The following is an 8,760-nucleotide window of genomic DNA, read 5'->3' as shown; positions in this document are numbered from 1 at the left end:
AACTGAACCACCACCTTGACCACCACCAACATTATTACTATTAATACGGCTGTAGTTAAAGGATACACCTGCAGAAAATTTATTAGAAAATTCTGTAGATCCGTTAAAACGCACACCATATTTATTATAGGTATCTTTTTTTCCAGGATAAACACCATTTGAATTTAAAGCATTTAAACCTAAATAGAAAGTGGATTTATCAGAACCACCTGAAAAACTTAAGTTATTATCTGATGCTAAACCTAGATCAAAAAAATCTTTTACATTATCTTTTACAGCAGAATAAGCTTTCCTTTGACGAACACCATTAATGGCTTGTCCCCAGTCTTGAAATTCTCCCGTAAATGGAGCTCCCCAAGACCAGTTTTCTTTTGGATCATTAACAAAAAACAGTTCTCCGTCTTTCGTGTAATCTGAATAACCCTGACCATATTCATTTTGAAATTCTGGCAATTTCAAAATAGAGGACATTGTATTAGTGGAGCTAAATGTAATTTCATTTTTAGCGCCCTTTTGACCGCTCTTCGTTGTAATGATCAACGCCCCATTAGATGCTCTGGAACCATATAATGCTGCAGCTGCAGGACCTTTCAAAACTGTTACAGTTGCAATATCATCAGGATTGATGTCATTACCACGGTTACCAAAATCAACACTTTCTAATGATGATGCACCACCTATCACACTTGAATTGTCAATCGGTGTACCATCAACCACAATAAGGGCCTGATTATTACCTGAAATAGATGATCCACCGCGTAAGACAACACGGGAAGAACTTCCTGGAGAGTTAGATGTTGAAGTGATATTCACACCAGCTACTTTACCCGCTAAAGCACTAATGGCACTTGAATTCCTTCCTTCCGTTAATTCATCACTTTTAAGAACAGGTGCAGAATAACCTAATGATCTTTTCTCTCTTTTGATTGCATTTGCCGTTACAATAACTTCTTCTATCGCATTAGTATTATCTTCCAATGAGATATTAAAAACTGAAGTATTGTTATTGACAATAATTGTTTTTTCGCCAAAACCTATCGAGCGAAATAAAACTACCTTACCTGCTGGTACACTCAATGAATAGTTACCATTTGCATCGGTTTGGGTAGCTTGATTAGTTCCTTTCACAACAACAGTAACTCCTGGTACCGCTTGCCCAGTTGTTGATGTAACACGTCCACTAATCTTCTTCTCTTGAGCGAATGCTACTGATGATAGAATCATCCCCCCAACGAGAAAACTAAGTAATGTTTGTTTCATGTTATTTAGTTTGTTAATTAATTTATATAAATATGTTTATGTCCATAAAATAAGATGTGTATTTAAAACGCTTAAACTTTAATTGTCTCAACAATTCAAAAAACACAAATCAAAACCTCCTTCACCTAGACGGATAGCTTTTCGTTTGCAAACAGATTTAACAAATTGTAGATCGAACAAATAGTGACAGCAAGCAGCGTTCACTATGGTGATCTGATAAGAATCTGTAAATTTTCTTTTTAAAATTTACGATGAATAATGGTAGTAACTCCTTCACAGACATTACATCTTGAAAGCGGGAAGCAAATATATAGAGACAAAGTTGCTATTACAAGTATTTTAACAAAAAAGTTTTTTTCATAACAAACGTAAATATGAATAACCTATGTTATGAAAAATGCAAATAGCATAATTATTAATAAAATTTTCACAATTGACATTCAAACAGAATTATATACTGCTTTATATATATTTAACGAAATTTTAACATAAAAAAGGTTGTGAAATGTTCACAACCTTTTTATAATTTCCAAAATAAATTTTAGTCAATGTATTCAAATCCTGTATAGGGAACTAGTACTTCGGTATTTTTATACCCTTATCTGTTTGATTATTCTCCAATAAAGAAGCGACTATACGTGGTAAAGCTAATGCAGATCCATTTAATGTATGAGCCAATTGCATTTTACCATCCTGGTTTTTAAACCTCACTTTCAGACGGTTAGATTGATACGTTTCGAAATTTGAAACTGATGACACTTCTAACCAACGTTTTTGAGCGGCGCTGTATACTTCCAGATCATAAGTCAACGCGGCTGTAAAGCTCATGTCACCACCGCAGAGACGCAATACACGATAAGGTAATTCAAGTTTTTGTAACAGTCCCTGCACATAAGTATTCATTTCTTCCAATGCATCATAAGAACGATCGGGATGAACGATTTGTACTGTCTCTACTTTATCAAATTGATGTAAACGATTTAAACCACGAACATGCGCACCATACGATCCCGCTTCGCGACGGAAACAAGGTGTATAAGCACAATGTCTAATAGGAAATTGTTCTTCTTTTACGATAACATCGCGATAGATATTTGTAACGGGAACTTCCGCTGTTGGTATCAAGTATAGATCATCGTGTGTTACATGATACATCTGGCCTTCCTTATCAGGTAACTGACCTGTAGCAAATGCAGATGCCTCATTAACCATAATAGGTACCTGTACTTCTTCATACCCCACTTTTGCAGCTTCATCTAAAAAGAAGTTGATCAATGCACGTTGCAAGCGAGCTCCTTTTCCTTTATAGACAGGGAAACCTGCACCTGTTACCTTTACACCTAACTCCAAATCTACGATACCGTATTTAGTTAACAGATCCCAGTGACTAACCGCATCATCTGCTAATGTAGGGATAGTTCCGTTTTCTAACACAACTTCATTATCATCTGCTGATACACCTACAGGAACGGTAGTATGTGGAAGATTGGGAAGTTGGACAATCTTTGCATTTAAATCCTGTTCAACACGATCTAAATGATCTGTCAAACTTTTGATCTGTTCTTTATATCCGGAGGATTGGGATTTTACGGCTTCAGCTTCTTCTTTTTTACCTTGACGCATTAATTCTCCGATTTTTTTGCGGATGAATTTGCTTCAGCTGAAAGGGCATCTGACTCGGATTGAATTTTACGACGTTGTTCATCCAAAGTGATGATTTCATCTACTAATCCAATTTCCTTGAAATTTTTGACACCTAATCTTTCGATTACCTTATCCCTGTTTTCACGGATATAATTCAATTGCAACATAATTGTATGTATTTTTAAAGAAACAAACTTAGATAAATTTGTTTTATTTACAATTTTTATTCTGTCATTTATTAAACAAAATTGTTCGTTCCCGCCCTTTCTATTTGGCACTCATGATTGTTATACACGAATCGATATCCCACTCTTCCATCACGAAATATTATAGAGAAGAAATATAATATGTGAAGTTCAATTAATAAGTCCGAATGAAAATTAAAATCAATTTTACATCAAGATCTTTATATATGTAAGATTACTTGTAAATTGCCTTTATATAAAATCATAAAGCATAATAACAGATGCACTATACACCTGCGAATAATCGATATCAAGAAATGGAATACCGCCGTTCGGGTAATTCCGGAATTAAATTGTCAGCAATCTCATTGGGCTTATGGCAAAATTTTGGTCATGTCAATGATTTTGAGAACAGTCGTAAGTTAATACAGACAGCATTTGATTCGGGTATCACGCATTTTGACCTTGCGAACAACTATGGGCCGCCTCCTGGTTCGGCAGAAGAAAATTTCGGAAAAATATTACAGACAGACTTTAAAGGACTTCGCGATGAAATGATTATCTCTTCCAAAGCTGGTTATACGATGTGGGATGGCCCGTATGGGGATTGGGGTTCGAAAAAATACCTAGTCTCTAGCTTAGATCAAAGTTTAAAAAGAATGAATCTGGATTATGTAGATATTTTTTATCACCATAGACCGGACCCGGAAACACCATTGGAAGAAACAATGGCCACTTTAAACTTATTAGTCCAACAAGGAAAGGCTTTATATGTCGGGATATCGAACTATAAAACACCTGAAGCAAAACGTGCGATAGATCTTTTAAAACAAATGGGCACGCCTTGTCTCATCCACCAACCTAAGTATTCTATGTTTGAGCGCTGGGTCGAAGAAAGCCTATTGGATTTGCTTACAGAGGAGCAAGTCGGCTGTATTCCTTTCTCACCCTTAGCCCAAGGTTTACTTACTGATAAATATTTACATGGTATTCCGCAAGATTCACGAGCGGCTTCTGGAAGTATTTCACTTCATGAAAGTGATATCACTTCAGATAAAATCGAAAAAATAAAAGCTTTAAACGAAATAGCGCTGCATCGAAATCAAAAACTGGCACAAATGGCTGTATCGTGGCTATTACAGAAACCTCAAGTGACATCAGTTTTAATTGGAGCAAGTAAAGTATCACAGATTCAAGATGCCGTCAATGCGATAAAGAACCAGCAATTTACAAGAGAAGAATTACAGCAAATTGAAAATATTTTAGCAAAATAAATTTAAAAAGCTCATTTCATATTAGGATTCTATCCAATGAAATGAGCTTAATACTACTATAAATAAAATAGCCCATGCTATTAAAAAAGGCAAGTCAAAGCCTTGATTACAATTATTAAAAAAAACTTACCTTTGTAAATGCTTTATTTAGTTCCTACGCCAATTGGCAATTTAGAAGACATGACTTTTCGCGCTATACGTGTGTTAAAAGAAGCAGATGTTATTCTTGCCGAAGATACACGCACAAGTGCCCCCCTTTTGAAACATTTTGGAATCGAAAAAAAGTATTTGCGCATCATCAGCACAATGAACATAAAGCGATTTCAGAAATCATTAGATTTCTAAAAGAAGGTCAGACTATTGCCCTAATTTCAGATGCCGGTACTCCAGCTATCTCTGACCCCGGTTTTTATTAGTACGGGAGGCAATTAAAGAGGGGCTTGAAGTACAATGTCTACCTGGTGCAACCGCTTTTGTTCCTGCCTTGGTTAATTCTGGACTTCCAAATGACCGTTTTTGTTTTGAAGGATTTCTACCTGTGAAAAAAGGACGTCAAACCCGTATGAAATTCTTGGCTGAAGAAAAACGAACGATGATATTTTACGAATCACCACATCGTATCCTTAAAACAATTGATGAGTTTATTCAAGTGTTTGGAGCAGAAAGACAAGCTTCGATATCACGAGAATTAAGTAAACTGTATGAAGAAAATGTAAGAGGTACTTTAACTGATTTAAAATTACATTTTGAAAACAATCCTATTAAAGGAGAATTTGTATTTTGTGTGGGAGGTTTAGAATAAGTTTAGCCTTCATTTATTTAAAATAGATTTAACATGAACTTTGAACTTTTTGCCATTGATGGCCAGGACATAAAAATTGTAGAAAAGTTAGTTGTCAAATTGCAAGATATGATGACAGAGGGAGAGCGAATTGATTATATCGCCGTACAGAAAAAACCGGCCGTTACCATTCTTCCCGACAGTATAACGATTAGTAACAAACGTATTTTCATGTGTGAATTTACAAAGCTGGGCTTAGCAACAGATTTTGAAATTTTCAGTTGGAAAGATATCAAAGATATCGCGTTTAAAGAAGAGATTTTTGGTTCTAAAGTAACCGTAATCCCTAGTACTGGGGAAAATTTAAGTATTGATTATATCCCTAAAGTACAGGCACGTAAATTATACCAGCTAATCAAAGGGGCTTTAGAAACATCTAAATTAAAAGAGATCGAGCAGGAGAGAGAAAAATTTATTGTAACCGCTCCTAAGCAGACAGCTCCCTCATTTGAAATTCATCAACCTATAATAGAAGAAGAGCCTGCCTCTAAAAACACACCATCCTTGCCTATAGTGGAAGAGGTCAGTGAAACTATTGTACCCGAAACTATAATCCCGCCAACTATTGAGGTAGCACCACCTGCTATAGTTGAAGAAGATGATGAGATAACACTCAAATTAAGAAAATTAAAAAATCTCTTTGACAAACAGTTGATTACACAGGCAGAATACGAAAACAAGAAAAACGAAATCTTATCGCAAATTTAATCGTGAGAAATCAATATTTACTGGCACTTTTAAGTGCCTTTTTATTATGGTTAGGCTGGCCACCTGTACCCTACAGCAGTCCAATTTTATTAATTGCTTTTCTTCCGCTCTTAATTGCAGTTGAAAATATCATCCGTAATAAAACCTACATTAAAAAAGGTAAAAAGATTTTTCTTACAGCAGGATTAACGGTAGTGGTATGGAATACATCCTCTATTTATTGGGTATACAATTCTATATCTGCAGTAATGCCGTGGTATATTGCCATTTTTATTTCGCTCATTCCTTTTTTATTAGGGGCATTACTAATGGCGCTTGCATTTCGACTATACTATCAGATGCGAAAAAAAGTATCCATTATTCTTTCCTTGTTTGGATTAATAGCCTTTTGGATATCTTATGAATATTTACACCAATCCTGGGATCTAGCATTTCCGTGGATGACCTTAGGTAATGGGTTTGCAAATTTTCATCAATTAATTCAATGGTATGAGTTTACTGGAGTATACGGTGGTACAGTCTGGATATGGTTAAGTAATATCTTAATTTTCTTACTTTATTTAAACAAGAAAGAAATCAATACTTTAGCCAAACCACGTACCCTTAAAATCGCGTTAGCACTAGCATTGATCATCCCCTCTACTTATTCAATTATTCGATATATTACATTTGAGGAACATATTAATCCTTCTCAGATTGTAACTGTTCAACCCAATATTGACCCATTTGGAAAATTTGGTTATATCAGTCCCGAAGAACAATTAAAAACTCTGATGCAACTATCAAAATCTGTTGCAAAGCCGAATACGGAGTTTTTTATATGGCCGGAAACCGCTTTATCGCAAAGAGGTGATTTTGATGAGGAAGATTTTAGAAATACAAGTACATTTGATTCGCTCATTAATTTTCTAGATGACTATAAAAATGGCAATGTACTATCTGGGATAGAGAGTTATAGGCTATATAACGATAAAAGAACACTTACCGCTAGAGAAGTAGGACCAAACTTGTATAAAGACAATTTCAATGCCGCAACTTTAGTTGACGTATCCTCCAAACTACAGTTTTATCATAAATCGAAACTCGTTCCCGGTGTTGAACAAATGCCCTTTGGCACTGCAATTAATTTCTTAAAACCTCTATTTAGTGCATTTGGAGGAACGACCGGGGGATATGGAAAACAGGATAAACCATCGGTATTTTATTCACAAAGTGGTATCGGTGCAGCTCCCGTCATCTGTTATGAATCTATCTGGGGAAATTATGTTGCGCAATATATACAGCAAGGGGCCCAATTTATTGCGATCATTACAAACGATGGCTGGTGGGGAAATACTTCCGGTAAAGATCAGCATTTAGATTACGCAAAATTGAGAGCCATTGAAAATCGAAGATGGGTGGCCCGTTCGGCCAATACGGGTATATCTGGATTTATCAACCAACGTGGTGATATCGTTCAAAAAACAGATTGGTGGGTACCGGCTGCCTTAACACAGGAAATCAATCTCAGCGAAGAATTGACCATCTATACGAAAAGTGGTGATATTCTTGCATATCTAGGCCTTCTTGGCGCTTTACTTGCTACGTTAACCTTTTTTAAAAAATCAAAAACAAGCAATTTTATTAAATAATCCGAATCCCATTAAATAAGTAAACTTACTTTTACTTAATTTTGTCCATTATGCAAGTATATTTTGATAATGCTGCAACTACAGCGCTAGATCCAGAAGTCATTCGTGTCATGATAGACACGATGGAAAATAATTTTGGAAACCCTTCTTCTATTCATTCACATGGGCGACAAGTAAAGACAATTGTTGAAAAAGCGCGTAAAACCATTGCGCAGATCTTACATACTTCTCCATCTGAAATTTTCTTTACCTCCGGTGGTACAGAAGCTGATAATATGGCAATTGTACGTTCCATTGTAGATTTTGGAATCACACATGCGATCACTACTCCTATTGAGCATCATGCTGTACTCCATACATTGGAAGAAATGGAAAAATCAGGAAAAGTTCATCTCGATTTACTGCATGTAGATTCCACTGGTAATATTGATTTAAATCAATTAGAAGACTTACTCTCAAAAAACCCTAGAACTTTCGTTTCCATTATGCATGGTAACAATGAACTTGGAAATTTAAATGATATTGAAAAAATATCAGAAATATGTCAAAAGTATAAAGCAATCTTTCATTCTGATACTGTCCAAACTATGGGTCACTATCCACATGATCTAAGTAAGCTAAAAATTGATTTTATAACGGGAGCTGGACATAAATTCCATGGACCGAAAGGAGTTGGTTTTCTATACATTAATGCAAATACGAAAATCAAACCCATGATTTATGGTGGTGCACAAGAACGTAATATGCGTGGTGGAACTGAAAATGTATATGGTATCGCAGGACTAGCAAAAGCCTTAGAACTGAGCTACGAACATATGGAAGAACATAGTGCTTACATACAGGGGTTAAAATCTTATATGATTGAACAATTGCAGATAGCAATTCCAGATATTAAATTTAATGGTGTCACTGAACCAAATAAAGCACTTTACACTGTTTTAAACGTATCATTTCCATGTACGGATATGGCAGATATGTTATTATTCAATCTAGATATTGCTGGTATTTCCTGTTCGGGTGGAAGTGCCTGTAGTTCTGGAACCGATATCGGATCACATGTACTAGGAGCTATAAGGGCGGACGGCACAAGACCTTCAGTACGTTTTTCTTTCTGTAGAAACAATACAAAAGAAGAAGTAGACTTCGTTGTTAATCACCTCAAAGGGATCTGCAAATAGAAAAAAACTAAAAAGACCTTCAAAATTTGAAGGTCTTTT

At 35.6% G+C, this 8,760-nt stretch carries 5 protein-coding genes and 2 pseudogenes; 5 read left to right on the top strand and 2 right to left on the bottom strand.

The window, feature by feature from the left end:
- A partial coding sequence (locus L950_RS22570; protein WP_021190145.1) for a TonB-dependent receptor plug domain-containing protein occupies positions 1-1,260 on the bottom strand: 1,260 nt, incomplete at its 3' end.
- A 541-nt stretch (positions 1,261-1,801) separates the two neighbouring features.
- A pseudogene (gene serS / locus L950_RS22565) lies at positions 1,802-3,071 on the bottom strand (serine--tRNA ligase).
- A 299-nt stretch (positions 3,072-3,370) separates the two neighbouring features.
- Between serS and L950_RS22560 the strand changes: the two are divergent.
- The 5 genes and pseudogenes from L950_RS22560 to L950_RS22540 all read left to right on the top strand — a co-directional run bounded on the left by L950_RS22560 (position 3,371) and on the right by L950_RS22540 (position 8,721).
- The gene (locus tag L950_RS22560; RefSeq protein ID WP_021190144.1) at positions 3,371-4,363 is read left to right on the top strand and encodes an aldo/keto reductase; all 993 of its coding nucleotides are present in this window, start codon (positions 3,371-3,373) and stop codon (positions 4,361-4,363) included.
- 138 nt (positions 4,364-4,501) lie between these two features.
- Positions 4,502-5,165 (top strand): annotated as a pseudogene (gene rsmI, locus L950_RS22555) (16S rRNA (cytidine(1402)-2'-O)-methyltransferase).
- Between the two features lie 33 nt (positions 5,166-5,198).
- The gene (locus L950_RS22550; protein WP_021190143.1) at positions 5,199-5,912 is read left to right on the top strand and encodes a PH domain-containing protein; all 714 of its coding nucleotides are present in this window, start codon (positions 5,199-5,201) and stop codon (positions 5,910-5,912) included.
- Between the two features lie 2 nt (positions 5,913-5,914).
- Positions 5,915-7,543, top strand: a complete 1,629-nt coding sequence (lnt, locus tag L950_RS22545) for an apolipoprotein N-acyltransferase (protein ID WP_021190142.1) — start codon at positions 5,915-5,917, stop codon at positions 7,541-7,543.
- Positions 7,544-7,593: 50 nt separating this feature from the next.
- Complete coding sequence (locus L950_RS22540) at positions 7,594-8,721, top strand: cysteine desulfurase family protein (RefSeq protein ID WP_021190141.1); 1,128 nt, start codon at positions 7,594-7,596, stop codon at positions 8,719-8,721.
- Positions 8,722-8,760 lie beyond the last annotated feature (39 nt).

Source organism: Sphingobacterium sp. IITKGP-BTPF85 (assembly GCF_001006065.1).
Lineage (GTDB): Bacteria > Bacteroidota > Bacteroidia > Sphingobacteriales > Sphingobacteriaceae > Sphingobacterium > Sphingobacterium anhuiense.
Note: the sequence above shows the minus strand (reverse complement) of the source record. Positions and strands in the feature narration are given on the sequence as shown.